The organism is Acidovorax cavernicola, assembly GCF_003581445.1.
The window spans coordinates 46263-70461 of the sequence record NZ_QXMN01000003.1 but is presented as its reverse complement, the minus strand read 5'-3'; the positions used below and the strand labels follow the sequence as shown (position 1 = coordinate 70461).

The window sequence follows — 24199 nt, the reverse complement described above, 5'->3', positions numbered from 1 at the left end:
GGTGAACCAACCTGCGCCATCACACGGCGCCACCCCCGCGTCCGTGCAGGCCTGGATGCTGCTGGCGATGGTGCTGTGGGGCGTGAACGTGTCCGCCGTGAAGGCGCTCACCGCGTCCTTCGAGACCCTGCCGCTGGCGGCGCTGCGCATGGGCGTGGCGTGTTGTGCGCTCAGTGCCATCGTGCTGTGGCGACGCGGCGGATGGCCCCGGCTCACGGCGCGGCAGCTCGCCACCATGGCGGGCTGTGCGCTGCTCATGGTCTACGGCAACCAGATCCTGTTCGCGCAGGGCTTGCTGCGCTCCACCGCCACCAACGGCGCACTCATCATGGCGCTGAGCCCGCTGGTGTCGGCGCTGATGGCCGCGCTGGTCTTCGGCGAGCGCTTCACGCCGCGCCGCATGGTGGGCGTGGCGCTGGGCTTCGCGGGCGTGGCGGCGGTGGTGCTGAGCCATCCGGGCGCGGGGCTGTCGAGCGCCGGCATCGGCGACCTGATGCTCGCGCTGTCGGTGGTGAGCTTCGCGGTCGGCGGCGTGGGCGTGCAGCGGCTGGCGCGGCAGATCGATCCGCTGTCGATCAGCTGGGTCATCTACATGATCGGCACGCTCATGCTCGTGGTGCACACCGTGCTCGGGCCCTCGCGGCTGGGCACGGCGCAGCTCTTTCCCGGCGCGTGGCCGTGGGCGCTGGTGCTGTTCTCGGGCATCGCGGCCACCGCCGCGGGCAACCTCATCTGGAACCGTGCGATCTCCGTCATCGGCGTGGCACGCACGGCCGTCTTTCTCTACTGGGTGCCGGTGTTCGGCGTGGGCTTCGCGGCGCTGCTGCTGGGCGAAGTGCTCACGTGGTGGCACCTGTTCGGCTTCGCCGCGGTGATGACCGGCACCTGGCTCGGCACGCGGCCGGTGGCCGCATCGGCCCCCTGACTTCCTGCACACATGCCTGACTCTTCTCTTCCCCTGCTGTTCCAGCCTCTGAAGCTGCGCGAGCTCACGCTCGCCAACCGCGTGGTGATCTCGCCCATGTGTCAGCACGCAGCCGAGCGCGGCCACGCCACGCCCTGGCACATGGTGCACCTGGGCAAGTTCGCGCTCGGCGGCGCGGGCCTGATCCTCACCGAGAGCACCGCCGTCGATCCGCGAGGGCGCATCGGCACTGCCGACCTCGGCCTGTGGAACGACAGCCAGATCGCGCCGCTGAAGGCCGTGGTCGACTTCGTTCACGCGCAGGGCAGCGCCATCGGCGTGCAGCTCGCGCACGCGGGCCGCAAGGCCGGCAGCGAGCCGCTCTGGGAGGGCGGGGCGGCGATAGCCCCCGCCCGCATGGCCGCCGACGAGGAGCCGTGGGAGCGCCTGGGCCCGAGCGCGCTCGCGGCCGGGCCCGGCTGGTCGGCGCCGCGTGCGCTCGATGCGCAAGGCATTGCCGAGGTCGTGCAGCGTTTCGTCGACGCCACCGTGCGTGCCGATAAGGCCGGCTTCGATGTCGTCGAACTGCACTTCGGCCACGGGTACCTGGTGGCGAGCTTCCTGTCGCCCAACGCCAACCATCGCGACGACGCGCTTGGCGGCAGCCGCGAGAACCGCATGTCGCTCGCGCTGGAGATCGCGCAGCGCGTGCGCGCCGCATGGCCTGCCGGCAAGCCGCTGTTCTGCCGCCTCTCGGCCGTGGACGGCACGCTCGACGGCTGGAACCTCGACGACTCCGTGGTGCTCGCAGCCGAGCTCAAGCGCTGCGGCGTCGACGTGATCGACTGCTCGTCGGGCGGCCTCACCGAAGAGACGCGCGCGTTGCCCGTGCCGCGCGGCCTGGGCTTCCAGGTGCCGTTCTCGGAGCGCATCCGCCGCGAGGCCGACGTGGCCACGCAGGCCGTCGGGATGATCGTCGACGCGCAGCAGGCCGAGGCCGTGCTTGCCGCGGGGCAGGCCGACCTCGTCGCCATTGGCCGCGAAGCCTTGCTCGACCCCTACTGGCCGCACCACGCGGCCGCCGCGCTCGGCGCCGACCCGCAGTACCAACGCTGGCCTGTGCGCCACGGCGTGTGGCTCGCCAAGCGCGCACCCGGCTTGGCGCGCGCACGGGCCGAGGCCGGCATGCCATTCGAAAAGGAGACCGACCGATGACCGAACCGACCACGACCCTGCGCATGGGCCTGATCCGCAAGAAGCCCGAGTGGACCGACGAGGCCTTCAGCCGCCACTGGCGCGAACGCCACGGCCCGCTCGTCGCACGGCTGCCCACGCTGCGCGGCTACCGTCAGAACCGCGTGACTGATCGCCTGCAGCGCGGCATCGACTTCGCGCGCGGACCATGGGACTTCGACGGCTTCTCGCAACTGCAGTTCGACGCCGCGGCGCAGGCCGATGCGGCCTTCAACCTCGGCGAGCTGGCCGCCGAGATCCGCGCCGACGAGCAGCACTTTCTGGGCGGGCTGCACATCGTGACGGTCGAGCAGACCGAGGTCATCGCGCCGCCCCCTGCATCGTCGGCGGGGCCGGTGCTGCTCAAGCGCATCTCGACACTGCGCCGCCCGGTCGAACAGTCGGAGGCCGACTTCCGCCGCGAATGGAAGGTGCACGCCGACCATGTGCGCCGCATGCCCGGCGTGGCCGGCTACCGCCAGAACGTAGTGGTCGCGCGCGAGTTCGAGAAAGGCACGCCCTGCGGCTACGCCGAGCTGCCGATCGACGGCATCGTGGAACTCTGGTTCGAAAACACCGACACGCTGAACGCCGCGTTCGCCTCGTCCGAAGGCCAGCGCACGATGGCGCACGCCAAGACCTTCCTGGCGGAGATCACGGCCTTTGTGGTGGAGGAGTCTCGGGTGGTGTGACCGACCCGAGTGCTCTGCATTCATCATGACTGTCAGTCCTCCGCGCTGGAGACAGTGGCCCGAGGTGCCAAAGTAACATCGGACCTCGACAACACTGGAGCAGGCATGGGGCGAATCTTTTTCCTGGGCATCGTCATGGCAACCGCTGCGTTCGCGGCATCCGCACAGACGCGCAAGCCGTTTCCGCCCGGCGTGGTGGGCGTGCTGAACATCGATGCAGGCACTGACTACGTGTTTCTCGACCGACCCACCACCATCGGCGGCGCATGCAAGGGGTGGAAGACGATTTCGATCCAGCGTCCCGGCTCTGCGAGTTCGGACATGACGAACCTCATGTGCTGGAAAGAGTCGAAAGGTCTGCTGTTGACGGCGACCGAAGCCAAGGTCTCGCCGGACGTCGCGCCCATGGACCTGATTCGCTGAGGCGAACGGCACGGCAGGGCCTTCAAGTCGAAAGCCATTGCGTATCGTGCGCCTTGTCGCGCGCGAGTTCGAGAAAGGTCCACCCTGCGGCTACGCAGAGCTGCCCATCGACGGCATCGTGGAACTGTGGTTCGAGAACACCGACACGCTGAACGCCGCGTTCGCTTCGCCCGAAGGCAAGCGCACGATGGCGCACGCCAAGACCTTCCTGGCGGAGATCACGGCCTTTGTGGTGGAGGAGTCTCGGGTGGCGTGAGGGCGGCCGCGAGCCCGTAGTGCACCGAGGTGCTCAGGGCCGGAATCACCGGGTGGTGGGAGACGGGGTGCGATGCACGCGCGGGGACGGTGCCGATGGGGGCGATCTCCCGGGGGCGCTGGGCTTGGACCGATGGCGCCTCCGGCTCATCGCCGCGCCCGGACGGCTCGGGCAGGAGCATCCCGCGCCGCAGCGACCAGATGCAGGCGCCCAGACGCAGCAGCTTCTCGACATTCGCGTCATGCGCCGGATCGTCCGTCGCCTCCTGCCCGATCATCTCGCCCAGATGGGCGAGGGCATCGGTGGGCGTCATGCCGCGCCCGATCCGGGCCACTTCCACCATGGCCACCAAGGCCTCGGTCTTGTTCATTGCTTGCCCCCTGTTGTGTTTGTGTCTTGCTACGAAGGGAAGCATGCCGTTACGCAATGAGACCAAAAGTAGTCCATCGCGCCGTCGGGTCGTAGATGGACGCCTGTTCCGTGCGCGGGGCGGGGCGTACGCACCGGCGCGCTGGCGGCGCGTTTGCGAAGTTCATCGCGTTGCAGGAGTGGGAGTCCACGCAGGCCGGCAGACCGCCTGACCCGGCCATTCCCGTCCGCGCGTGCGATCTCTACGATGGCCTGCGTTGCTTGCGGTAGTCGACCGGGGCCATGCCGGCATGCCGCCGGAACGCCCGGCTGAATGCCGGCTCCGAGTCGTATCCCACGCGCTGCGCGACCTGCGACACCCGCAGGGTCGACGAGGTCAGCAGGTCGCTTGCCAATTGCATTCGCCAGTGCGTGAGGTAGCGCATCGGCGGCTCGCCCACCTTGTCGACGAAGCGCTGGGAGAAGCCCGAACGTGACTGGTTCAGGTCGCGGGCCAGCATCTCCACGCTCCAGGCGCGAGCGGGATGCGCATGCATGAGCGCCAGGGCACGGCCGACGACGGCGTCGCCGAGTGCCGCGAACCAGCCTTCGCGCGCTGCAGGCGCCGTGGCCAGCCAGTGGCGCAGCGACCACACGAAGAGCAGGTCCACCAGCCTGGACAGCATCACGCCGCTGCCAAGCGACGGGTGTTCAGCCTCCAGGCGAATGGCCGCCAGCGTCACGGCAATCCATTGCTTCGAACTTTCCGGGAGTGCCTGCGGCAGTTGACCGACCTTCACGTGCAGCAGTGCCGGCAAGGCATCGGTCAGCAGCTTGCCCGTGGCCCCCATGAGGCTGAACTCGCCGGTGGTGAGGCTGGCCGCGCCCGCAGCGCCTTTCGCGAGTTCGAGCGTGTGAGGACGTCCCCGGGCGAGGATGACCAGGTCGCCGGGATGCAGTTCGGTCTTCGCCGTTCCCCTTCCCGCATGCAGGACGCAGGACGCCCCTTCGACGAAATGGAAGCAGGCTGAAGGGGGGACGAAACGCAGTGCCTGGCCGGGCGTCAGGGATGCCCGATGCACCTTTCCGCCTCTCACGCGAGCTGCTTCAAAAACTTCGAAGAAGACATCGGCTTCGCGCCCGGCTTCCGGGGGCTTGGCACTTTGGCGTTCAGGCATGGCAATCTGGCGTTCGAGTCAAGCGGTCATGGGACTGCATCCCTACATTGGACGGACCGCATCCGGCGGATGCGCGCAGCAAGTATCGAGTCATCCATCCGTTCGTCACAGGAGAACATTCATGAGCAGCAGCAAACCGGCCGTCGTACTGGTCCACGGCTTTTGGGGCGGTGCCGCCCACTGGGCCAAGGTCATTCTTGAACTGAAGGCCCTGGGCTACACGGATCTTCGCGCCGTGGAGGTCCCGTTGACTTCACTGGCCGAAGACGCTGAGCGCACGCGCAAGATGGTGGCGCAGATTCCGGGCCCGGTCGTGCTGGTGGGGCACTCCTATGGCGGCGCGGTCATCAGCGAGGCCGGCCATCAGCCCAACGTCGCGGCGCTGGTCTACATCGCCGCCTTCGCACCCGATGCCGGCGAAAGCCCCGGCGGCATCACCCAGGAGCACCTGCCGGTGGCGGCACCCAATCTCGTCCCGGACAGCGATGGCTACCTGTGGCTGAATCCGGGCAAGTTCCATGAGAGCTTCTGCCAGGACCTGAGCGCTGACGAAGCATTCGTGATGGCGGTGACGCAGAAGGCACCGCTGGCCGCCACGTTCGGAAACCCTGTCACCGATCCCGCCTGGCGGCACAAGCCAAGCTGGTATCAGGTTTCCAGCCAGGACCGGATGATCGCTCCGGAGAACCAGCAGCGGATGTCGGCCCGCATGAAGGCGCGCAAGGTCGTGACGCTGGATGCCAGCCATGCCTCGCTGGCTTCCATGCCGGGCGAGGTGGCCGCGCTCATCGATGAGGCGGCGACGGCATCTTCCTGAGCCATTTCGACGAGACGGCGAGATGCGGTTGGGTGGTTCGACAGGAATCGAAAATCAGGTTGTAGGGCGCATGGGTACTGGGTATCTCAATTTTCTCCAATAAAGATACCGACAAAAGTACCGACAAATCTTGAAGTGTCCCGGGCTGTTGCACGATAGAGACGCCCAGCCCGGTGTGAAGAGTGGCCCCTTGTCGTTCGTGTCTTGAAGTGTTCCCGGTCGCATGCGAAAGACACACCAATGTAAGCGGCCAGCGAAGTCAGGTTGACGTAGACGTGGCGACTGGCCAAAGGCCGCCCTAGATTGAGGTAAATGGTCTGTGGCTGCCGAGCGGCCAAGAACGACCTGTTCCAGGCATCGCGGCCTGTGATTCGATTGCCCGGAAGCAGACTCAGTCGTGCAAGGTGATGAGAATCCTTAAGTCCGGGAGTTGAGCCTGCAGGGCACGGAGCAATTCGCGCAGCGATTTCTCTTCATCTGGCAAAGCTACACCAAGCTGAGAGATACCTACGACGGAGAGCCGATCCGGGACAGACATTCGCGTTGTCTCGCAGACCAGCGTGGTCAGAGAATTCCAAGTGAATTCCTGACCAAGCGGGATGCCGAAGGCCGATGCAAGTGTCTGCCGCACGAAAAGCGGACTCCTAGCAAAGCTGAGGTCAATGGTGATGACTCCCATATTTTTCTTCCCGAGGCGCCGCTCAAAACTTGCGCGTGGTGCTTTGTTTGGCGCAGGTGCCTTCTGCGCCGATTGTGGTGCGATGTGTTGTGAAGAACGCATCTTGCTCAATGGAAATGGCGCCGCTGAGTCGGTTGATTCGCACCGAAGTTTCGATCGACTCTCCACGAGCGAGAAGGTCTAAGTTGTTGACCAAATGCCAATCGTTCTCTCCGCTCAGGTTCTTGGCGATCACCTTGAAATCAACTCTTGCACGATCCTTTGACATCAACGCGGCGTTGATAAGGCGGCCCTTGATCATGATCGTGAGATTCCCGCTTTCGTCCACATCGACATCGAGTTTTTCCGAGAGCTTCTGTTCGTCTTCCCGTGCTCGTTCAATATTGAAGACACGCACGAATCCCGCTACGTCGCATCTCAGAAATATAGAGTCCGAGGCCGTAGCTGCTGAACTGCTGACAGCGCAAACGATGGCGAGCACGATTTGAGTGCAAAGGGATTTGTTCATAGGGGAACAGGGGTTGATTGACACATTGGCCGGTGGATTCCTTGTTTTGGGGTTGTACCAACTTCGCGAAGCTGCGTTGTCGATCCAAGATTCAGCTGCGCGCCGCAGAGCGGTAACCCGTCGATCGGATGTGTGGGGGCGTTGGCGGCTCCCACAAGCAACTCTCCCATTGCGGGGGCGGTTGGCGAGCTGGATGATCGGAGCCATATTGACTGGCCACTGCGGTCTGGCTGAGCCGTGATCATCAGGTGCTGCAGCGAGTCTTCCTCAGCAACGAATGGACGAGGATACGATGGCAGCGCGTAGAGCTACTACGGGAGAACCTGTTGACCAGTCATTCATGCGAAATGTATCCCTCGGACGAGGCATGGGACGCGATCTACGACGCAATCGATGAGGGGCATCCGCTGCCTTGGCCGGAAACGCATCTACATCTTGAGCCCCAAGACACCACCTTGCCCGGATGGATCGCGCTGTTGGAGCTGGTCGAGGAAGCGGCTTGTGATCGCAGAGAAACGTTCTCTCCCAAGGAGGCTCTCGGTGCTGAGCTGTGGGCGCAGGTCGTCACATTGCCCCCATCCATCGCCACGCTGAAGCATGTCAGAAAGCTCAATCTGTATCGCAGCACCCTGCTTCGCATTCCACCTGAAATCGGAGAGATGGAGAGCCTGGAACAGTTCATCCCCTACACCTCGTACGGGCTGCACTGGTTTCCATACGAAATAACGCGATTGTTGTTTACCGTCGAAAATTGACCCAGCTAGCGCAGTAATTTCCGTCTAAGACTGACCCACGTAAAACCCTACCCTGCTGATTTTTAAAGCAGGGGATCCTAGGAGTGATAGACGTGGCGACATTGAGTGTCATCAGACGCTGGGCCCTGCGAGAGCAGATGTCCATCCGCGAGATAGCCAGGCGTACAGGCCTGTCTCGCAACACCGTAAAGAAATACCTGCGTGCGGGCGAAGAAATGCCGCGCTACGCCAAGCGGGAGAGCTCAAGCAAGCTCGATCCCTATGCCGAGAAGCTCGCGACCTGGCTCGCGATCGAGGCCACCAAATCGCGGAAACAGCGGCGCAATCTGCGGCAGATCCACACACTCAACCCAAAAAGGAGAACACCAAGCACTTATCCACACAGTGAAGCCTTCAGGCTCACAAAGCGGGTGGGTCAGTATTTAGTGGAAATCTAGGGTCAGAGATCGGCGGAATCCAACAAACGCGATGCCTTCGCTTGAAATCAAGCACTGTCAGTACGCGAGCGCTCTATGGGAACTACAAGCACCGGGCAACCTTTCCCAAACTAGACCCAGTGGTCGCTGCTCTGATTCCGACGCGATGCAGCGTTTGCAACGGACTTCTTGAGAATCGATGCGCGGTTCATCAGCGATGGTTGTCGCTAAACGTTGCCACCGACGTTCTTCCGCTGCTGGTCAATGCATGTTCCGCCGAATGCATAGAGCGACTTCCCGCCCCGACGCCTGGCTACGTACCGTTTCCCCATCAAGGCGGTACGTCGATCTCTCAACCACCAGCAGACTAGGCCCAATCGGGGTTCATTCGCTACCCAGGTATCCGCAAACCGCATCGCTGGAAAGCTACCGATCACTCACGCCTAACTCAGACTTAAGACATGAAAATTGGCGGCGCAAACAAATTGCTCGAACTGGTCGCTTTGCTCAATCAGGGCTCCGACCACAACTGCGGGTACGAGCTGATCGAGCTTCCTAAAGCCGAGACGCTGAGGCCTGCGCTGGCCTTGTATTTCGAGTCCATCATCAACTGGAAAACGAAGAAGCCGCACCCCGCTCGCGACTGGCACATCTCGCTCAGTCCAATGCCGGGAGCGACGAAAGACGCGCTCCACGCAGTTATCGACGAGTGGTTCTTCAAGACCCACTGTTCGCCTAGTTTGGGCGACCGCCGGGAATGGGTGCGCAAGAACGCCGTCACATTCGTTGTAGACGAAATTCTGGATGTCGTTGGTGAGCCGACTCTTGACGAGGTGCATACCAGTCCGCCGCTCTTCTACGAATGCACGTGGCAAGACATCGCGTTGTCGTCAGCGCGGGGGCATTGGCTTCTGCATTTCGGAATCAACGACTAAATCAAAAAATTGAATCCGCCAACTGCTCAGGCACCGCCCGATGCCTTCAGCGGCGCAGCTGACATTTCGTTCGACGGAAAGGCTCGCTGCAAGGTTGTTGTGAGCCTGCCGCTCATGACCCATGCTGAAGGCGTTGCGGCACTGAAGCAGAAATGCATTGCCTGGATTCAGGCGGCCGAGGCTGACAAGGCTCGCCTTCGGACGCCAGAGTCCTCACACGGGTAGTGCCTGGGGCCTCGCCCAAGAAAAAGCCCGCACGAAGGCGGGCAAAGCGCTCGAAAAGGTCGGATTTGCCCTACGGGGTCACGATGATCCGCCCTGTGTAGTACCCAGTTGCTTGTATGCCGTCCGGACGGATGTAGGTGTAGCTAAGACGGAATGAATGAGTGCCGACCGAGAGGCAAATCGGTGGCGATGTGTTCGCTCCGTACGCACAACGCCGGTAGTTCACTACGTCAAGATAGTCCGAGCCAACATAGTATTTATTTCCCCCGCTAATGTATGAGTAGTACGGCTGTGACTGCGGATCTTTCGGCACCAATTCAGGGAACGGTTGCACCCACTCGATGGTGGAGCCGAAATTCAGGCTGTTCGCGGCTACGCCACTATAGGCAAATGGTACTGCGCGTTCCCCCAACGGGCCCGCGGCCAGTTCCGCTGTCAGCTCACTGGATGAGATCGTCATTTCCAGCATGGGTGGCGAGAACACCGCTGGTGAATTCTCAATCAGAGGCCTGACATCGTAGCTGACCGTCAGGGATTTCGTCCTTGCTTCCTTGTACGTTGGATCGTCAGCCGCCGGTCTTGGAATGTCTGAGCCCACAGTAATGTCGGCGTGGTAGTTGCCCGGCCTCTTGAACGGGGCCGCAACGCTGATGCTCAAAGTTGCTGTGCCATCTCCATTGTCGGAAATTTTTGCATCGGCATCTACATTGGAGGCTGTGTCGACGCTGGCCTTGAGTGATGAGACTGGGCGGCCTTCAGGTGGTGTGATTCTGGCAGTCAGAATCGGTGGGGTTTCCGCCACCGCGCTGACCACATGCATTGTTCGATCTGGAAATGGTACGTTGACAGTCGCGTATCTCTTGTCAATTTCGACCCTCAAGTCGCGCTTAACGATGATGTCGTGTGGGATGCTGTAAGGCACATTTCCCAGCCGTATTGAGCATCGTGCGTCCAAACACACGTAGATGCGAAGGGCACCCACGAGATGGCCGGTTTTCTCAAGTTGCGCACCATAGAGCGGCACCATCAAGCCGGGCTTCGGGCTTGTAATCGGCATGGCCTGTGCATTGGGTCGAAACAGTCCCGCCGGATCTTCAATGATGACGTAGAGGGGCTTGCCTGACATCACGCTGAAGTCCCCAACAGCGGTGCCCACTAGCACCACATCCGCCACCGTTTCTTTCTCGTAATAGGTGCCCGCAATAGTCATTGGATGGCCAGGGGCCATGGCGTTGGTAACGCTCTCAATCGAAAGATTGACTGTCGTGAAATTGGCACCCGAGGGAGGAGGGCTTCCTGGAACCAAGGGATTGGCAGGAGCCGAGCCATCAGCGTCTGCAGTCGCCGGTTGACCGTTGGCAACGATGGGAAGCGAACCCAGCCCAACGCCTCCGCCCCCACCTCCACAAGCTCCCAAGATGACGCTCAGCACAACTGAGCCGACGACATAAAAACGCCTAGTCATGACTTCTCCCATTGAATTGCTTTTCTTTGAGGCCGGTAATCAGATGGGCCTCCTCTATTGGCCATCCTATCTCGGCTTTCTCTGGGACTTATAGATGGGCGCGTGACTTAGATCACGTAGCGAACCAGTGCTACGGATGGCAACTGCGGTCGTCGGACGCTAGTCGTCAGCGTCCAATGGCATTCCGAAGTCGAGCCCGAGCAGCAATGTCTCCATGGCTTGAGCGAAATGCCCTAGGGGATACAGCTTCTCATCCGGGTCAGTAAACGCGTAGAACGATGCGCTGGAATCCACGAAAAGCAAGATGTGAGCGTGGTGGGCGTCCGCGACGGACAGCAGCTCACCAAGCTGGCGATACCACGCTCGGCCAACCACTTCGCGGTCGAGCCGAAGAGCTTGGTGGAAATCGACTTCACTAGCCGCGCCAACCGAGCCGGGCCCTACCGCTCCGACCTTGAGGCCTCCAACGCAGTGAATGACAGCCTGCGCAACCGCCCGCGCCCCTCCTTGCGTAGGCGTCAGGGCGCCGATCCCACTCAGTGCGGTGGTGGGAGGGAAGAAATGCTTGATGGTTGATGGCAACTCATTCATTGCTCCCATTCTCCACCTCGGCTCAGCCTATACAGCACAGAAAGCTGAACCGCGCCGATAGCGCCGTCAACATAACTTCGCTGCACGCCTACTCTGATGGTCGCTTTCGGCGCGTGGCACAGTGTTCAAGCTAGGTGGCTGGCTATGATGACCGTTCAATCGAGCCGCTCCATGTCCTGCATCAACGACGTCCCCAACGCACGGCCGCTCTTCGCTCTCTACGATCGAGCGAGGGCGGCTCGCGATGCCGTTTCTGATGACGAGATGCTAGAAGCGATCCGCAAGGCCTACTGGATGACGAACGCTGCGGATGCCGTGTCGCAAATCTTTTCGATCATCGGGCCTGCATGCCTCTTGCGGCCACATCTTACGGAGACCCTTATTCGTGCTCCGATCGAGGCGCTGATTGCATGTGGCGAAGAGGACGCAGGTTCAGTGCTTCGTGCCGGCAGCTATCTGTTGTCCCAAGACGACCCGTATGTAGCACCGGACGCGCACGGACGGCGATGGCTCGCTGAAGTCTTGCCGACGCTTCAGTCGATGGTGGATCGAGTCTTCCCAGGCGTACTGCGCGAATGTCTGGAGTAGCTCTTTGGGCGGGCAACCAATATCGGCGCGCTTCATCTGGTCGGTCCAGACAGCTTGCTTGATCGGCTTGCCGCGCGTGGTTTGGTGGTCCATCGGTTGATTACGTGATTGCCCAGAGAAAAGCTCTCTATAGAGGGTCAGTCACTTGAGCCGATGCGCAATGCTGAGCCAAGGCTACTTGCGCTTCTGGGTTTGGTATATCTCGGTTAGCGTGTTCGCCAAATCGTCTGCAACCGCAAAAATCAGTGCCTCCGGCACCAGCGCGCACCCTCTGTCCAAGACCTTTTTTATTGATTTGGGGTCTGGGACTTCCAACACCATCTCGACTGTGGTGCCAGTGGAATTCTTGCTTGATAGGTAACCCTGCACCCAAGAGGTCATCATTGCCTCCGTGATGGTTTCCATAGCCTGCCCTGCCGGCGCCTTGCGAGCCTTGGTCCAAACATCGCATGAACTGTTGCCGACGCCACCGATTGCCACCTGTGCCTGCAGTAGACCAGTCGCGCATAGCATGATCGCCGGGATAACGTATCGAATAGGTTTCATGAGCCCATTTTCCGCGAGGCGGCGCATCTCTAGAAGCGCTCGCAAGTACCTACTCGGAGCTGCGCCGATGCGGCTTGGATGGAACTGGCCCGCAATCACTCACAGAGGGTGACTGGACGGCGCTGGGTGAGATCGGCGGGGTGCTGTATCGGGAGGGCATGAGAGGACGAGCGAGTGACGTGCCACCTCTCTGAGACTGGCAAAGATCGTTCTGGGGGCGGCGGCGCCACTAACTACGCTTGTCCTCCGTGACTCGAAAGGTGATGTTTTCGCTCGACACCTGGTCAATCGACATCTTCAGGTTCCGGAATGTGATGGTTGGGGCATTGCGCGGGTAAGTGAGGTTCTGAAAAAACGCCACGCGCGCAAGGCCATCAGGGCTGAATTCGCGATAAGTAAGGGTGATTGCGCTGTCCGTTATGCCCGTGAACAGTATTTCGTAGTTGACGAAGCCCTTGCTGGTGTTCACCTTCGTCTTGGGCTGGCGGATGAGCGTGCCGTCTGGCGGAGAGATCTGCAGTGTGTAGATCACCAGGACGTGGTCCCCGTTCATCCCGGGATTGGTGGCAACGATTCGCGGAAACAGCTTTCCGTCATCCCCGAGAAGGGCTGCTTGGTATTGCACTGGGTTGGGTTGGTTCGCGACTACTTGGTAGTCTTTTCCATCAACCGCAATACGCCCCTTTACTTGATAGTTCTGCCCTTCTTGGAACGCAACATTCACTGGGCCGCCTGTCATCGTGAATGACTTGTTGGGTGTGGCAGATGGTTCCTCGAAGGAGTCTTCCCAATAATCTTGGACCTTCACCATGGGGTCGCCCACGTTCACAGTAAGCGGCGTGCCGACGGCGTAGTTGCTCTTCAGCACATGCCTATTGCCAAGATGCCGTACCCCCTCCGGGCGCAACGGCGTGGTGCATGCCGTCAAGGCTGCGGACATGGCCAAGATCACTAATGCCTTCATTCCCTCTCTCCTTTATTGCCGGCAACTATAGCTTTCCGTTGCAGCGATGAGCGAGGTACGACTATCTGGCAGGTGGCGTGAAGAACCTTTCAATGCCCGCAACAGTCTGCTCGATGAGCGCCGTATCCTCTGGGTGCTCGACCAGATCGACCAGCGGGTTGGCCAAGTTCTTTCGAAGGGTCGGCCGTTGCTGAGCGGCGATCTCGGCCAAGTACTCCACCAACGCTCTCACTGCCGGCTCGGCATCGGCTCCCACGAACTTGAGCGAAGCGCGCTCAGTCCTGGGGTCCTAAATGCAGGAGACGCCGGCCCGGTCGGTGGGGTGCTTTCGGAAGCTAGTGCTCGACGCCTTGCGCGGGACGCTGGCTGCACTATGCGAGCCAACAGTAGTCACTTTTGGTTGGCGCGGAGTTGCTCGACCTTCTCCGAGACTTCCTTGCAAAACAGATCCGATACAACAGCCATGATGCTGCCTGGAGGGAAGTAGGAAGGACTTTGTGGCTCTGGATGAGTAAAAGTCACTCGGCCGCCACCCATCGCACCCGAAAACTGGATATTGGAAAGCGTTTGCACGCTCTCTTGTTTGCAATCAATCTCGTAGAAGGACTTGTACGACCGATACCCGCGCTTTTGCATTTGCGCGAACGACCAGAGTGTCCACATGCGATAGACATCGTCCGCAGGCATTCGAACCGACTCGACATCAAGGTAGATTGTGAAGTCGCTCTCCTTGTAAATCGCCCTCCACTCAGCCTTTGATGCTGTCGCTGAAAGAACAAGAGCAGTTGCCATCAGTAGGTGCTTGATCAATTCTTCTCCTCGTTTTGAACCTCGCCCCGTAACGCGCGGCCACGATTGCGCGGCCGACAGCGATGTGGAGATCTTGTGTTTTGGGTTGTCAGGCCGCTTTGAACTGGATGATCTCAGCCCCAGCGGCGAGCTTGTCCAGGTAGTCAGCCCAGCGCTGCATCATTTCCCGTCGCGCGGGTAAGTGGGCGGTGCGGTTGTATGCACGACCATTGGCATCCTTGACCATGTGAGCGAGCTGATGCTCGATGAAGTCCACGCGCTCGCCGAGCACCTCGTCCATGATGGTCCGCGCGGTTGCTCTGAAGCCGTGGGCCGTGTGGATCTCGGCGCTGTAGCCCATACCCCGTAGAGCTGCATTGATCGTGTTTTCGCTCATGGGGCGCTCACCCGTTCGAATGCTGGGGAAGACATAGCGTCCGTGGCCTGTGATGCGGTGGAGATCGCGCAGGATTTCTATCGCCTGCGTAGCCAAAGGAACGATGTGATCGACCTTCATCTTCATCTTTGCACGGGCGATGCGCCACTCGGCTGCGTCCAGATCGATCTCTGCCCATTCGGCTGTGCGCAACTCGCCAGGCCGGACAAATACCAGGGGGGAGAGCTTCAGTGCGGCGACGGTACTGGGATGGCCGCTGTAGGCATGGATGGATCGGATCAGATCGCCAACTCGTTTGGGCTCGGTAATGGCCGCGAAGTGCCTGCTCGCTTTCGATGCCAGGGCTTCGCTCAGATCGGCGGTAACGTCCCGCTCTGCCAGTCCTGACACCACCGCGAAGCGAAACACCTGTCCGCAGAGCTGCTTCACGCGATGGGCGGTATCGATGGCCCCTCGTGCTTCCAGCTTGCGCACAACTCGCTCCAGGATGTCCCGTGGACCGATGGTGGACATGGGCATCTTGCCGATGAAGGGGAGCACGTCTTTCTCCAGCCAGGTCTTGACCTTGAGTTGCGTCCCTTCCGCTCGCTTTGCCGCCGTCTTTGTCAGCCATTCGCGGGCCACTGCCTCGAATGTGTTTGCGGCAGCGTCGGCCCTGGCTTTCTTTTCCTCCCGCTTGGCTGCGCTGGGGTCTGTGCCGGTGGCGAGCAGTTTGCGGGCGGCGTCCCGGCGCTCGCGTGCCTGAAGAAGCGAGACATCGGGATAGACGCCCAGCCCCATGGTCTTGGGCTTCCCGTCGATGCGGTAGTCCAGCCGCCAGTACTTGCCAGCCGCCTTGACCCGCAGATACATACCGCCGCCATCGGCGTATCGCTCGCCGATCTCGGCGCCCTTGTGCTTCACCTGCCTGACGAATGTGTCCGTGAGTGCCATCGCTGTTCCGATCTGTCGGTACTTGAGGTGTCGGTATCTGGCTGATACCGACAGAGATACCGACAAAGTACCGACATGGGATGCTACGCCGTGAGACGGGACGAGGCAAAGAAAAGCCCGCTACGCCTTGGAGCATACGGGTTTCTGATGTGGGGTGAGACGCCGTGATCCGGGTCTGTGGTGCCTTCGACAGGAATCGAACCTGTATCTGAGTCTTAGGAGGACCCCGTTCTATCCATTGAACTACGAAGACGGTGCGCGCTGCTGCGGCGCGGCCCGCACTTTACCAGCTTGGGGAGCGCCGCCCCTCAGTCGTACTTCACCGTATAGATCAGGTCCAACCCGCTCGTCTGCCCTGCCTGCCCCCGCAGGGTGAGGCGCTTCGTCAGGTCGTAGAAGATGAACAAGGTGCCGAAGGTGCCGCCGATGCTGCGTTCGTAGGTGATGTAGAAGTCCTTCGACAGCCGCTTGCCGAGCGTGACGGCCGATTCGCGCAGGTCGCCGCCGTTGCCGGGGCCCTTGAAGCCGAGTTCGTCCAGGCCGAAGCGGCTGGCCAGGCTGCCGCCCGAGCTGGTGCCGCCGATCTTGCCGAGCAGCGACAGGGCGGCCTGCTGCAGCAGCGCAGATTCGCCGCCGCTGGTGGCCGAGGCGCGGCCCAAAATGACCCATGACAGCGTTTCGGCGTCGGACAGCGCGGGTTCCGCATAGAGCTTCACGCGCGGTGACTGTGCGGAGCCGGTGATCTGCACGCCGGCGCGCTGCGAGATGTTCGGGCGGATCGCCAGGATGTCGAGCGCAGGGTTGTCAAAGGGGCCGTTGAAGCGCGCGATGCCGGTCTCGACATCGAGCTGCTGCCCATAGGCGCGGTACTGGCCCTTCACGGTCTTCACTTCGCCGGTGATGCGGGGCGGAGCGTCCAGGCGGGTGCTGCGGATTTCGAGTTCGCCCTCGAGCCGGGTGGTGATGCCGCGCCCCTGCACGGCGAAGTCGTCGCCGAGGTCGAAGGTGACGACGATGTCGGGCGGCTTGGCGGTCTGGGGCTTGGCGGCCTTGGCCGCCTGGGCCTCGGCCTTGGCGGATTCGCGCTGCGCGGCCTCGGCGGCGGCCTTGTCCTTGGCGGCCGAGCGCACGACGACATCGCTGCCCAGGCTGGGCGCGGTCTCGTCGGGCAGGATGATGACGGCACGGTCGGTCCTGAGCTTGCCGCGCACGTTGAACTGGCCGTTGTCCAGCCGCGCCTGCAGGTTGCCCGACAGCGACACCTGGCGGTCGGTGCGCACCAGCACGCGCAGGGCGCGCAGTTCGGCCTGCAGGGCCATGCGGATCGGCGGGGGCGTGCCGCCGCCGGTGCCGCCACCCCAGCTCACGTCGCCGCGCGCGGTGAGCGAACCGCCGTCGGTGCGCGCCTCGCTGGCGGCGGTGCTGCGGTTGCCGCTCTGGCCGCCGATGCGTGCGTTGCTGCCGGCGCCGCCCTTGAGCGTGAATTCGGAGATCTCGAGGCGATCGCCAGTGAGCGAGGCGCGCAGGCGGCCGTCGCGCAGGTCGAGGCCTTCGACCGGTGCGCGCAGCGCGAGCTGGTCGGCGCCGAGCGTGCCGTTCCAGCGCGGCGCGGTGCGGTTGCCCGACAGGGTGGCGTTGGCGTCGAGCGTGCCGGCGATGCGCCAGCCGGGCGGCGCGAGCATCGACCACACGCCCAGGTTGGGCAGCGCGGCGCGCAGGGTGCCGTTGAGCGGCGCGTCGGGCGCCCACTGCCAGCCGCCGCTGCGCTGCTGCATGCGGGTGCCGAGTTCGGCGTCGAGGCGGCCGGCGCGTTCGCTGTCCCAGGCCAGGGTGGCGCGCACGGCGTCGCCCTGCGCGTCGAGCTGCAGTTCGGCGCGGCGCAGGCCGGCGGGGGTGGCCGTGGCATCGATGCCGTTGACGTCGTTCTTGCCGCTGGCCGAGCTCATGGTGCGTTCGCTCGCGGTGCCGGTCCCGGTGCTGGTGATGCGGGTGACGAGCGCAGCCTCGCCGGCCTGCACGCGGATGTCGCCGCTCTGGCGCGCGAGGCGGGCCTTGGCGCGCAGGGTGTCGCCGGCGTCGATGTCCCAGTCGCCGTTGAACAGCAGGTCGCCGCTGATGCCGAGTTCGCTCAGCGTGGCGTTGGCGCCGAACGCGCCGGCCCAGGCCATCGGCAGGCCCTGCATCTGGCCCTTGGACTGCAGGCGGAACACGCGGTTGGGCGCGGCGCCGCTCTGGTTGAAACGCAGCGGCTGCCAGTCGATGCGCACGGTGCCGGGCACCGGGCCGCGCAGGGTGGCGTCGGCGGCGGAGGCTTCGACGTCGAGGCGGTTGTCGGCGGCGCGCACGGTGGCCGTGACTTCACGGCCCAGCGTCAGCACCCACGGGCCCTGGCCGGGGCGCGCGGTGGTGGTGTCCTGTGCCTGCAGGCGCAGGCTGGCGAGGGTGGCGCGCCACTGGTTGGCACCCGCGAGGCCGCCGCTGGCGCGGGTGTCGAGCGCGAGCTTCTGCGTGCCGGTGGTGGCTTCGCCCTTCAGCGTGAGCGTGGCCTGGGCGATGCTGCCGGCGAGGTCGGCCTGCAGCTCACGCAGTTGCACGGAGGTGGCCGTGCCGCCGGACTGTGCGGCGGGCAGGTTCAGGTCGAGGCGCGGCACGGCGAGCACGGCCTTGAGGCTGGGCTCGGCGCTGCCGCGTACGGCCGGGGCACCGGGGTTCTCGATGCGGCGCTGGATGGTCTGCCATCCACCTTGCCAACTGGCGTCGAGCCGGGCGCTGCCCTTGGCGCTGGCGTTCGCAAGCACGCCCGACAGACCCGGCAGACCTTGCACCCAGCGCTGCAGCGCGTCGGCGTCGTCGATGCGCGCCTTGATGTCGCCGCCGCCGGTGGCGGGCGCGATGCGGCCATCGAGTTGGGCGCTGCCGCCCGGCAGCGAGAGGTCGAGCTTGCCGCTGGCGGCCTGGTCGGCCACGCGCACCTGCAGCTTGCCGTCGAGGCTGGCGCGCATGGCTTCGACGCGCAGGGTGCGCAGGTCGAGCACCTGGTCTTTCCACTGGCCCTGCGCCAGCGCGCGGTCGAGGCCGAAGCCGGGCAGGGCCTTGCTGCCGGCGCCGCCGTTGCCTTCGGACCTGAGGGCTACGTCGAAGGCGAGGGTGTCGGAATCTTCGGCCTGGCGTGCGCTGATCGTTCCGCCGACAGGCGCGCCCGACAGCTCGCTGTACAGCGCACCCGGCCGCACGCCGCGCACGGTGGCGCGCACCTGCCAGGGCGAGGGCGCGGGGCTCCAGCTGCCTTCGGCGTCGATGCGGCCACCGCCGGCGCGCACGGTGGCCTCGGGCACGGTCCAGGTCGTGCCGTCGAAACCGACCTGGGCCTCGACCTGCTCAACGGGCAGCTTCTGCTCGTCCCACGGGCCGGCGACGGCGTTGCGGATGTCGGCCGAGGCCTTCCACGCGGCGGGGCCGGTGGCGGCGTCGGGGGCGAGTTCGACGGTGCCGGTGAGCCGGGTCTTCGGCGCGCCGGGCCAGAGGCTGGCGGCATCGACGTTGCGCAGGTCGGCCTTGGCCTCGATCACGGGCTGTGGCAGCCAGGGCGCGATCTGTGCGCGCAGTTGGGCTTCCATCGGTGCTTCGGCATCGGGCTCGGTGGGCTGAAGGTCGGCGGCGACCTGCAGGCGCGCTTCGGGGCCGGCCAGCGTGCCCTTCACCGAGGCCTTGGCCTGCACCTCGATGTGGCGGTCTTCGGCGAGCGGGGCCTTCACGCGGCCGTCGAGCGTGGCGTCGAGCGCCATCGGCGCGGGGCCCTGCAGGCGCACGCGGGCACTGTAGTGGCCGTCGGCAATGTCGACGCCCTCGATGTCCAGCGCGTGCTGCGCGCCGAGGTAGCTGTAGCGGCCGGCCAGGCCCGTGGCCTGCAGCGCGGGCGGGCCGGCCCAGCGCAACTCGTCGATGCGGAAGGGCACCTCGGCCACTTCGACGGGCAGCGCGAGCTGCGTCAGCGGCTCGGTGGGCGTGTCGCTGGGCGGTCCGCGGCGTTCGACGGACACGCGGGCGGCGTGGATCTCGCCGAGCTGCACCTTGCGCTGAAGGAGTGGCGCGAGTTGCCAGCCGAGCGTGGCGTCGTTCACCTCGACCGCGAGGCTGTCGCTTTGCCACTTGAGCCAGCCGATGCGCCCGCCGGTGCGCAGCGAGCCGGTCACGTCGCGGCTCTCGAGCGTCTGGCCCGCGGGCAGGCGTTGCGCGGCCTGGGCGAGCGCGAAGGCCAGCGAGGTGTTCGAGCCCAGCCACCACCACGCGCCCACGGCGAGCAGCAGCACGGCCAGCAGCAGGCCCGCCAGGGTCCAGCCCAGCGCGCGCAGCGCGCGGCGGGTGAACGAACGGGGGCGAGGGCCGGGGCTGGCGCTGGTCGGGGCTGCGGTGGGCGTGGTCGGCATGAAGCGGGTCAGAAGGTGAAGCCGAGACGGAAGTGCAGGCGGAATTTCTTCGAATCGACGCCGTAGGCGAGGTCGGCCTGCACCGGGCCGACCGGGCTGCGCCAGCGCGCGCCGACGCCCACGCCCACCTTGGGCTTGAGTTCGCCGGGCTTGTCGGCCACGGCGCCGGCATCGACGAACACCACGCTCTCCCAGGCCGTGAGCTTGTCCTGGTAGACGAAGGGGCGCTGCCATTCGAGGCTGGCCACGCCGAGGTAGCGACCCGCGACGGTCTTGCCGTCGGCGCGCACGGTGCCGATCTGCTTGTAGCTGTAGCCGCGCACGGTGGTGTCGCCGCCGGTCAGGAACATCAGGGTCGAGGGAATCTGTGCGCTGTCCTTGGCGGAGACGGCGCCGGCTTCGAGCCGCATCTGCAGCCGGCTGCGGCGTGCGCGGGCGTCCTTGTCCTCGGCCCTGCCCAGCGGCAGCACGCCGAGCCAGCGCGCGTAGGTGCGGGTGAAGGGCACTTGCTCTCCGGTGAGCGTGTAGCCCGCGGCCAGCTCGAGCGCCAGGCCGTAGCCGCGCGAGGGCGCCGAGTTGTCGTCGAAGTAGCGTCCGGTCCAACCCCAGTTGGCGGTGACGGCCGAGGCCGAGGGCGGCGCGTCGGTGCCGCGGTTGTGGGCGTAGTCGTACTGCAGGAAGTAGCTGCGGTCGATGTGGTCGCTCGACTTGTTGCGCCCGCCGCGCAGCCGGCCGCTGTCGACCACATAGCTGCCCGACTGCTCGCTCTTGACCTCGCCGCCAGCGAACCAGCGCCAGCCGCGGTCGTCGGGGATGGCGTTCCACTCGGTGCCGAGCGACTGGATGTCGTTGTCCAGCGAGAGCCGCGACACCGCGCGCCAGCCGAGCAGCGGCATCCGGTTGTGGGTGTGGTCGATCGACAGGCGCGGGCCGTTGTCGGTGGTGAAGCCCACGCCCATCACCACCTTCTGCAGCGGCGCCTCGCGCAGCTGGGCGATCACCGGCGCGGCCAGCGGGGTGCCGCTGTCGGTGTCGAGCGTGAGGAACACCGAGTCGTAGTAGCCGCTGCTGGCCAGGCGCTGCTGGGCGTCGAGCAGCTTCTGCTGGTCGTAGTCGGTGCCGGTGGGCAGGCGCGCGATGCGGCGCGCGGCGTCGGCGTCGTAGCGCTCCACGCCGCGCAGCACCAGCGGGCCAAACTTGTAGGCCGGGCCCGACTGGTAGGTCACGCCGAGCCGGGCCTCATGGCGGTCGGCGTCGATCTCGGCGCGGCTGATCTCGACGCTGCCGGTGAGAAAGCGCTTGGCCGTGAGGCTGCGCAGCGCGACGGTCTTGGCGTCGTCCCAGGCCTGCTGGGTGAAGGGCTCGCCGGCACGCAGCGCCCAGCCGGTGCGGATGGCGTCGCGCTGCGCTTCGGCGGTGGGGTCGTCGGCGATCTGGCCGGCGTAGCGGATCTGCACCGTCGACACCTTGGTGCGCTCGCCGGGCGCCACCGTGATGACGACCTCGCGCGGGGCCTCGGTGCTGTCGGGCGTTTCCTTGAGTTCGAGCGTGAGCGTGGGCGTGAAGTAGCCCAGCGTGCCCAGCAGCTCGCGCGCGTTGGCCTCGGCCGCGACCATGAGGCGCGAGACCTCGGTCACGCCCAGGTCGTCGAGCTCGCGGTAGCGCTGGATTTCAAGGTGGCGCGCCAGGTAGTCGCGCTCGGTCTCGGGGCCGCGCACATCGACGGTGAAGGCGTTGCGCCGGCCGTCGGCCTGGGTCTTCTTGTCGTCCTTGGCGCTGTCGTCGTTGCTGTCGGCATCGGCGCTGCGCACCACGCCCACCTTGGACGCGCCGGTGTCCGCCGCCTCTTTCTTCGGCAGCAGGCTGCAGCCTTGCAAAAGCAGGACGCCTGAAAAAAGCAAAGCCGGCCACAACGCCGGCGAAAGAACGGATGCCACCCTGACCATGGGGGCATTCTGACAGCACACGTGTGACCGGCTCCCCGTCACCCGCGTGCCGGGCCCGGGTTATTTGGACAGCATGCGCATCGCCTCTTCGAGGCCACGCAGGGTGAGCGGGTACATGCGGTTGGACATGAGCTGCTGCATCACCGCGATGCTCTGGCGGTACTGCCACACGCCCTGGGGCTCGGGGTTGATCCACGCGAACTTCGGGAAGGTGTGCGTGAGGCGCTGGATCCACTCGGCGCCGGCCTCTTCGTTGTTGTATTCGACGCTGCCGCCAGGTTGCAATATTTCGTAAGGACTCATCGTGGCGTCGCCCACGAAGATCAGTTTGTAGTCCTTGTTGTACTTGCGCAGGATGTCCCAGGTCGCGAACTTCTCGGAGAAGCGGCGCTTGTTGTTCTTCCACATGAAGTCGTAGACGCAGTTGTGGAAGTAATAGAACTCCAGGTGCTTGAACTCGGTCTTCACGGCCGAGAACAGTTCTTCGACGCGCTGGATGTGCTCGTCCATCGTGCCGCCCACGTCCATCAGCAGCAGCACCTTGACGTTGTTGTGGCGCTCGGGCCGCATCTTGATGTCGAGGTAGCCGGCGTTGGCGGCGGTCGAGTGGATGGTGTTGTCCAGGTCGAGCTCTTCGTCGTGGCCTTCGCGCGCGAACTTGCGCAGGCGCCGCAGCGCGACCTTGATGTTGCGCGTGCCCAGTTCCTGCGTGTCGTCGTAGTCCTTGTAGGCGCGCTGGTCCCACACCTTCACGGCGCTCCTGTTCTTGCCGGCGCCGCCGATGCGGATGCCCTGCGGGTTGTAGCCACCGTTGCCGAAGGGCGAAGTGCCGCCGGTGCCGATCCACTTGCTGCCGCCCTCGTGGCGCTCCTTCTGCTCCTCGAAGCGCTTCTTGAGCGTTTCCATGAGCTCGTCCCAGCCCATCTTCTCGATCTTGGCTTTTTCTTCGGCGGTGAACTCGCGCTCCAGCGTCTTCTTGAGCCAGTCGAGCGGCACTTCCTTCGTGAAGTCGGTCAGCATCTCGACGCCCTTGAAGTAGGCGGCGAAGGCGCGGTCGAACTTGTCGTAGTGCTTCTCGTCCTTCACGAGCGCGGTGCGCGAGAGGTAGTAGAAGTCGTCGATGCCGTAGGCGCCGTCGGAGTTCGGGCCCACCACGTCGGACTTCAGGGCCTCGAGCAGCGTGAGGTATTCCTTGACCGATACCGGCAGCTTGGCCGAACGCAGCGTGTAGAAGAAGTCGATGAGCATGGGGAGCGCTCCTTGTGTGTCGTCGCCGTCAGCGTCAGCCGCGCGGCCTGTCGAGCAGGTACTGCAGCTGGGCCTTCACTTCGGGCCATTCGCCCGAGCGCAGGCTGTACATGACGGTGTCGCGGATGGTGCCGTCGCGGCGCATCACGTGGCCGCGGATCACGCCGTCCTTCTTCGCGCCCAGGCGCTCGATGGCGCGCTGCGAGGCGAAGTTGAAGTTGTCGGTGCGCCAGCCCACCACGTTGCAGCCCAGCGTATCGAACGCGTGCGTGAGCATCAGCAGCTTGCAGGTGGTGTTGACGTGGGTGCGCTGGCAGCGCTCGGCGTACCACGTGTAGCCGATCTCCACGCGCTTCACGCCCGGCAGGATGTCGTGAAAGCTCGTGCTGCCCAGCACCGTGCCGGTGGCCTCGTCGGTGACGGCGAAGGCGAAGCGGTCGGCGGTCTTCAGTGCGGTCTCGATGTACGCGCGCGTGTCTTTCGGCTCGGGCACGGAGGTGACGCGCAGCTTCCACAGCTCGCCGTCGGCGGCCGCGGCGCGCAGGCCTTCTTCGTGAGTGAGTGCGAGCGGCACCAGCGCGATGCCGCGGGCCTTCAGCGTGACTGGTTCGACGAACGCCATCTTTTCTCCGGCTCTCTGTTCGGGGTGGTGTGAGGGGCTCGTGCGCGCCTGCGTGCGAACTCAGCCGCGCGGGTCGCCGTACTTGCCGGTGTACCAGACGCGTGCCGCCTGTGCGCCCGCGCCGCCACCGATGCCGATCAACGCGATGCCGATGATCTCGCGCGTGCCGTACTTGCTGTCGGTGCCGAAGGCGTCGAGCCCCAGCAGCAGGCCCAGCCCACGCCCGAGCAGTGCGCCCAGCACGAACAGCACCGCCTGGGCGATGCCCAGCTTCATCAGTTGTTTGGTGGGATGACGTTGCCCGCTCATGCGTG

At 64.5% G+C, this 24199-nt stretch carries 25 protein-coding genes, 1 tRNA gene and 1 pseudogene; 10 read left to right on the top strand and 17 right to left on the bottom strand.

Annotation, left to right across the window (positions count from 1 at the left end; translation table 11 throughout):
• Window position 1: 1 nt before the first annotated feature.
• From D3H34_RS04820 to D3H34_RS04800, 5 genes are all read left to right on the top strand, one after another.
• The gene (locus D3H34_RS04820) at window positions 2–925 is read left to right on the top strand and encodes a DMT family transporter (protein ID WP_286185439.1); all 924 of its coding nucleotides are present in this window, start codon (window positions 2–4) and stop codon (window positions 923–925) included.
• Window positions 926–937: 12 nt separating this feature from the next.
• On the top strand, window positions 938–2119 hold the full coding sequence (locus tag D3H34_RS04815) for an NADH:flavin oxidoreductase/NADH oxidase (RefSeq protein WP_119552306.1): 1182 nt from the start codon (window positions 938–940) through the stop codon (window positions 2117–2119).
• Window positions 2116–2829: an EthD domain-containing protein gene (locus D3H34_RS04810; RefSeq protein WP_119552305.1), complete on the top strand. Its 714-nt coding sequence runs from the start codon at window positions 2116–2118 to the stop codon at window positions 2827–2829. The genes D3H34_RS04815 and D3H34_RS04810 overlap by 4 nt, the downstream gene beginning before the upstream one ends.
• Window positions 2830–2964: 135 nt before the next feature.
• Window positions 2965–3252 (top strand): hypothetical protein, encoded by a 288-nt coding sequence (locus tag D3H34_RS04805; protein ID WP_147400382.1) that lies wholly within the window; start codon window positions 2965–2967, stop codon window positions 3250–3252.
• Between the two features lie 46 nt (window positions 3253–3298).
• A complete protein-coding gene (locus D3H34_RS04800) occupies window positions 3299–3508 on the top strand; it encodes an EthD domain-containing protein (protein WP_286185438.1) in 210 nt (69 codons plus the stop codon).
• Here D3H34_RS04800 and D3H34_RS34490 read toward each other — a convergent pair.
• Both D3H34_RS34490 and D3H34_RS04790 read right to left on the bottom strand, forming a co-directional pair.
• On the bottom strand, window positions 3471–3878 hold the full coding sequence (locus D3H34_RS34490; protein WP_205736673.1) for a hypothetical protein: 408 nt from the start codon (window positions 3876–3878) through the stop codon (window positions 3471–3473). The genes D3H34_RS04800 and D3H34_RS34490 overlap by 38 nt on opposite strands.
• Before the next feature lie 241 nt (window positions 3879–4119).
• Window positions 4120–5034: an AraC family transcriptional regulator gene (locus D3H34_RS04790; protein ID WP_119552303.1), complete on the bottom strand. Its 915-nt coding sequence runs from the start codon at window positions 5032–5034 to the stop codon at window positions 4120–4122.
• Between the two features lie 121 nt (window positions 5035–5155).
• Between D3H34_RS04790 and D3H34_RS04785 the strand changes: the two genes are divergently transcribed.
• A complete protein-coding gene (locus tag D3H34_RS04785; protein WP_119552302.1) occupies window positions 5156–5851 on the top strand; it encodes an alpha/beta hydrolase in 696 nt (231 codons plus the stop codon).
• 391 nt (window positions 5852–6242) lie between these two features.
• On the opposite strand, the gene D3H34_RS04780 is transcribed toward D3H34_RS04785, so the two are convergent.
• Both D3H34_RS04780 and D3H34_RS33865 read right to left on the bottom strand, forming a co-directional pair.
• Entirely contained in the window at window positions 6243–6530 is a 288-nt protein-coding gene (locus tag D3H34_RS04780) for a hypothetical protein (RefSeq protein ID WP_119552301.1), read from the bottom strand.
• 22 nt (window positions 6531–6552) lie between these two features.
• Window positions 6553–7038 (bottom strand): hypothetical protein, encoded by a 486-nt coding sequence (locus D3H34_RS33865; RefSeq protein WP_147400381.1) that lies wholly within the window; start codon window positions 7036–7038, stop codon window positions 6553–6555.
• A 326-nt stretch (window positions 7039–7364) separates the two neighbouring features.
• On the opposite strand from D3H34_RS33865, the gene D3H34_RS04770 reads away from it, so the two are divergent.
• The 3 genes and pseudogenes from D3H34_RS04770 to D3H34_RS04760 all read left to right on the top strand — a co-directional run bounded on the left by D3H34_RS04770 (window position 7365) and on the right by D3H34_RS04760 (window position 9144).
• Window positions 7365–7793: a hypothetical protein gene (locus D3H34_RS04770; RefSeq protein ID WP_147400380.1), complete on the top strand. Its 429-nt coding sequence runs from the start codon at window positions 7365–7367 to the stop codon at window positions 7791–7793.
• A gap of 83 nt (window positions 7794–7876) precedes the next feature.
• Window positions 7877–8134 (top strand): annotated as a pseudogene (locus D3H34_RS04765) (helix-turn-helix domain-containing protein); the annotation flags it as partial.
• Window positions 8135–8670: 536 nt separating this feature from the next.
• Entirely contained in the window at window positions 8671–9144 is a 474-nt protein-coding gene (locus D3H34_RS04760) for a hypothetical protein (RefSeq protein ID WP_147400379.1), read from the top strand.
• Window positions 9145–9439: 295 nt separating this feature from the next.
• Here D3H34_RS04760 and D3H34_RS33860 read toward each other — a convergent pair whose 3' ends face one another.
• Both D3H34_RS33860 and D3H34_RS04755 read right to left on the bottom strand, forming a co-directional pair.
• Entirely contained in the window at window positions 9440–10579 is a 1140-nt protein-coding gene (locus D3H34_RS33860; RefSeq protein WP_147400378.1) for a hypothetical protein, read from the bottom strand.
• A 414-nt stretch (window positions 10580–10993) separates the two neighbouring features.
• Window positions 10994–11425 (bottom strand): hypothetical protein, encoded by a 432-nt coding sequence (locus tag D3H34_RS04755; protein ID WP_147400377.1) that lies wholly within the window; start codon window positions 11423–11425, stop codon window positions 10994–10996.
• A gap of 171 nt (window positions 11426–11596) precedes the next feature.
• Here D3H34_RS04755 and D3H34_RS33855 point away from each other — a divergent pair, with 171 nt between their 5' ends.
• A complete protein-coding gene (locus D3H34_RS33855) occupies window positions 11597–12013 on the top strand; it encodes a hypothetical protein (protein ID WP_147400376.1) in 417 nt (138 codons plus the stop codon).
• 174 nt (window positions 12014–12187) lie between these two features.
• Here D3H34_RS33855 and D3H34_RS33850 read toward each other — a convergent pair whose 3' ends face one another.
• The 11 genes from D3H34_RS33850 to D3H34_RS04700 form a co-directional block, all read right to left on the bottom strand.
• A complete protein-coding gene (locus tag D3H34_RS33850; RefSeq protein ID WP_147400375.1) occupies window positions 12188–12559 on the bottom strand; it encodes a hypothetical protein in 372 nt (123 codons plus the stop codon).
• Window positions 12560–12788: 229 nt separating this feature from the next.
• A complete protein-coding gene (locus D3H34_RS04740) occupies window positions 12789–13523 on the bottom strand; it encodes a hypothetical protein (protein ID WP_119552294.1) in 735 nt (244 codons plus the stop codon).
• A 61-nt stretch (window positions 13524–13584) separates the two neighbouring features.
• Window positions 13585–13734 carry a hypothetical protein gene (locus D3H34_RS34175; RefSeq protein WP_167481122.1) on the bottom strand — a complete coding sequence of 50 codons (150 nt, stop codon included), beginning with the start codon at window positions 13732–13734 and terminating at the stop codon, window positions 13585–13587.
• Between the two features lie 179 nt (window positions 13735–13913).
• Window positions 13914–14333: a surface-adhesin E family protein gene (locus D3H34_RS04735; RefSeq protein WP_119552293.1), complete on the bottom strand. Its 420-nt coding sequence runs from the start codon at window positions 14331–14333 to the stop codon at window positions 13914–13916.
• 88 nt (window positions 14334–14421) lie between these two features.
• Window positions 14422–15642 (bottom strand): tyrosine-type recombinase/integrase, encoded by a 1221-nt coding sequence (locus D3H34_RS04730; protein WP_119552292.1) that lies wholly within the window; start codon window positions 15640–15642, stop codon window positions 14422–14424.
• A gap of 178 nt (window positions 15643–15820) precedes the next feature.
• Window positions 15821–15895: transfer RNA gene (locus D3H34_RS04725), tRNA-Arg, on the bottom strand.
• A gap of 55 nt (window positions 15896–15950) precedes the next feature.
• On the bottom strand, window positions 15951–20069 hold the full coding sequence (locus D3H34_RS04720) for a translocation/assembly module TamB domain-containing protein (RefSeq protein ID WP_119552291.1): 4119 nt from the start codon (window positions 20067–20069) through the stop codon (window positions 15951–15953).
• Between the two features lie 8 nt (window positions 20070–20077).
• Complete coding sequence (locus tag D3H34_RS04715; protein WP_119552290.1) at window positions 20078–22015, bottom strand: autotransporter assembly complex protein TamA; 1938 nt, start codon at window positions 22013–22015, stop codon at window positions 20078–20080.
• A gap of 60 nt (window positions 22016–22075) precedes the next feature.
• Complete coding sequence (locus tag D3H34_RS04710) at window positions 22076–23263, bottom strand: vWA domain-containing protein (protein WP_119552289.1); 1188 nt, start codon at window positions 23261–23263, stop codon at window positions 22076–22078.
• A 34-nt stretch (window positions 23264–23297) separates the two neighbouring features.
• Window positions 23298–23885 carry a GNAT family N-acetyltransferase gene (locus tag D3H34_RS04705; RefSeq protein WP_119552288.1) on the bottom strand — a complete coding sequence of 196 codons (588 nt, stop codon included), beginning with the start codon at window positions 23883–23885 and terminating at the stop codon, window positions 23298–23300.
• A 60-nt stretch (window positions 23886–23945) separates the two neighbouring features.
• Window positions 23946–24194, bottom strand: coding sequence for a hypothetical protein (locus D3H34_RS04700; RefSeq protein ID WP_119552287.1), 249 nt, complete (start codon window positions 24192–24194; stop codon window positions 23946–23948).
• Window positions 24195–24199: the final 5 nt, after the last annotated feature.

Excerpts from the sequence above, each read along its gene's own strand:
- D3H34_RS04815 (WP_119552306.1), top strand. The coding sequence starts at position 938 with ATGCCTGACTCTTCTCTTCCCCTGCTGTTCCAGCCTCTGAAGCTGCGC.
- D3H34_RS04810 (WP_119552305.1), top strand. The coding sequence starts at position 2,116 with ATGACCGAACCGACCACGACCCTGCGCATGGGCCTGATCCGCAAGAAG.
- D3H34_RS04805 (WP_147400382.1), top strand. The coding sequence starts at position 2,965 with ATGGCAACCGCTGCGTTCGCGGCATCCGCACAGACGCGCAAGCCGTTT.
- D3H34_RS34490 (WP_205736673.1), bottom strand. The coding sequence starts at position 3,878 with ATGAACAAGACCGAGGCCTTGGTGGCCATGGTGGAAGTGGCCCGGATC.
- D3H34_RS04790 (WP_119552303.1), bottom strand. The coding sequence starts at position 5,034 with ATGCCTGAACGCCAAAGTGCCAAGCCCCCGGAAGCCGGGCGCGAAGCC.
- D3H34_RS04785 (WP_119552302.1), top strand. The coding sequence starts at position 5,156 with ATGAGCAGCAGCAAACCGGCCGTCGTACTGGTCCACGGCTTTTGGGGC.
- D3H34_RS04780 (WP_119552301.1), bottom strand. The coding sequence starts at position 6,530 with ATGGGAGTCATCACCATTGACCTCAGCTTTGCTAGGAGTCCGCTTTTC.
- D3H34_RS33865 (WP_147400381.1), bottom strand. The coding sequence starts at position 7,038 with ATGAACAAATCCCTTTGCACTCAAATCGTGCTCGCCATCGTTTGCGCT.
- D3H34_RS04760 (WP_147400379.1), top strand. The coding sequence starts at position 8,671 with ATGAAAATTGGCGGCGCAAACAAATTGCTCGAACTGGTCGCTTTGCTC.
- D3H34_RS33860 (WP_147400378.1), bottom strand. The coding sequence starts at position 10,579 with ATGACTATTGCGGGCACCTATTACGAGAAAGAAACGGTGGCGGATGTG.
- D3H34_RS04755 (WP_147400377.1), bottom strand. The coding sequence starts at position 11,425 with ATGAATGAGTTGCCATCAACCATCAAGCATTTCTTCCCTCCCACCACC.
- D3H34_RS33855 (WP_147400376.1), top strand. The coding sequence starts at position 11,597 with ATGTCCTGCATCAACGACGTCCCCAACGCACGGCCGCTCTTCGCTCTC.
- D3H34_RS33850 (WP_147400375.1), bottom strand. The coding sequence starts at position 12,559 with ATGAAACCTATTCGATACGTTATCCCGGCGATCATGCTATGCGCGACT.
- D3H34_RS04740 (WP_119552294.1), bottom strand. The coding sequence starts at position 13,523 with ATGAAGGCATTAGTGATCTTGGCCATGTCCGCAGCCTTGACGGCATGC.
- D3H34_RS04730 (WP_119552292.1), bottom strand. The coding sequence starts at position 15,642 with ATGGCACTCACGGACACATTCGTCAGGCAGGTGAAGCACAAGGGCGCC.
- D3H34_RS04720 (WP_119552291.1), bottom strand. The coding sequence starts at position 20,069 with ATGCCGACCACGCCCACCGCAGCCCCGACCAGCGCCAGCCCCGGCCCT.
- D3H34_RS04715 (WP_119552290.1), bottom strand. The coding sequence starts at position 22,015 with ATGGTCAGGGTGGCATCCGTTCTTTCGCCGGCGTTGTGGCCGGCTTTG.
- D3H34_RS04710 (WP_119552289.1), bottom strand. The coding sequence starts at position 23,263 with ATGCTCATCGACTTCTTCTACACGCTGCGTTCGGCCAAGCTGCCGGTA.
- D3H34_RS04705 (WP_119552288.1), bottom strand. The coding sequence starts at position 23,885 with ATGGCGTTCGTCGAACCAGTCACGCTGAAGGCCCGCGGCATCGCGCTG.
- D3H34_RS04700 (WP_119552287.1), bottom strand. The coding sequence starts at position 24,194 with ATGAGCGGGCAACGTCATCCCACCAAACAACTGATGAAGCTGGGCATC.